General features: G+C 46.4%; 2 protein-coding genes. Both read right to left on the bottom strand.

Annotation, left to right across the window (positions count from 1 at the left end):
- Positions 1 to 152: 152 nt before the first annotated feature.
- Complete coding sequence (locus R8N28_RS26225; RefSeq protein WP_011106259.1) at positions 153 to 407, bottom strand: hypothetical protein; 255 nt, start codon at positions 405 to 407, stop codon at positions 153 to 155.
- A gap of 184 nt (positions 408 to 591) precedes the next feature.
- On the bottom strand, positions 592 to 1,139 hold a 548-nt coding region (locus R8N28_RS26220), incomplete at its 5' end, for a TolC family protein (RefSeq protein ID WP_318183783.1).

Below are 1,139 nucleotides of genomic sequence, written 5' to 3'. Positions count from 1 at the left end.
AGGCAGCATGGCATAAAACTATACGGTTTTCGGGAAAATGCTCCGATCTCAATATGTCCGCATAAAAAGTAGGTTAAAAGCCAATTTATTGAATAAAAGCTAAAACTTAAGTGTTAGGTGGGTTGAGATAAATGGTCTTAAAGTTAAGGTTTTTACCTAAGCTTTTGATGAACGCGGTAGCCAACAACGTAGCCAATGTAGAATAACGCAGCGAGCGTAATGAATGCTGTGACGTAGGCAAAAATGCTATTCAGCCCTAGCCCGAAAGCCAGTGTAAATGCGATGCCGTTCACTGCTTCTGCAGGCATCATGTACCAATCAGCATGAACGGAAGATCCGAATAGGAGAAATGTGCAAAGTAAAACGATCGTGCCGCCGAGCAAGCCGACCCATCTGCTATTGTTCATGTTGTAATCCAGGGGTTACCGAAGTAACGTAACAAAATATTTCAGAGCCGACATTATACAACCGAGAGAGGGTATAGGTGGTAGAAATATTTGCCTCACAAACTAAGAGGCCATCTAAGTGGCCTCTTTTTAACCGATTTAACGGCATCCGTTATGATGCAAAGGTGTGAGGCTTGTAAGAAACCTAACCTTTGGCATTCGTTTCGGGTTGTGCTTCTGGTTGTAGCGTCCAATCACCACCAAGTGATTTGTAAAGCGCAATCGTAGCTTGTGCGGTTTGTAACTTTGCCGCGACTTGCTGATCTTGCATCATGCGTTGCTGACGTTGCGCATCTAAAACTGATAAGTGATCAATCAAGCCTGCTCGGTACAGTGACTTGGCTTTGTTGACGGCGTTATTGGTGGCTTTCAATGCATCATCGATTCGGCGCTGATTTTCTTGGCTGCGACCATAAGCAAACAGCGAGGATTCGGTTTCTGCCAAAGCCGCCTCTACCGTATGTTGATAAGACAATGTCGCCGAATCAAAACGCGCTTGGTTGATGGCTTCAATTGCCTCGCCACGCCCCCCATCGAACAAGTTCCAGCTTACGCCTGCCGCGCCCATCCAACCGAAAGAATCGCTACTGAAAAGATCGTCAAAGCTTGACGCCGACAACCCCGGAGCGCCCGTCAAAAAGAACTTCGGATATTGATCAGCAACGCTTGCTGCTAACTCTTCATTGAGCGCGG

Source organism: Vibrio sp. Vb1554 (assembly GCF_033344235.1).
This window is presented reverse-complemented; position numbering and strand designations above follow the sequence as displayed.

Excerpts from the sequence above, each read along its gene's own strand:
- R8N28_RS26225 (WP_011106259.1), bottom strand. The coding sequence starts at position 407 with ATGAACAATAGCAGATGGGTCGGCTTGCTCGGCGGCACGATCGTTTTA.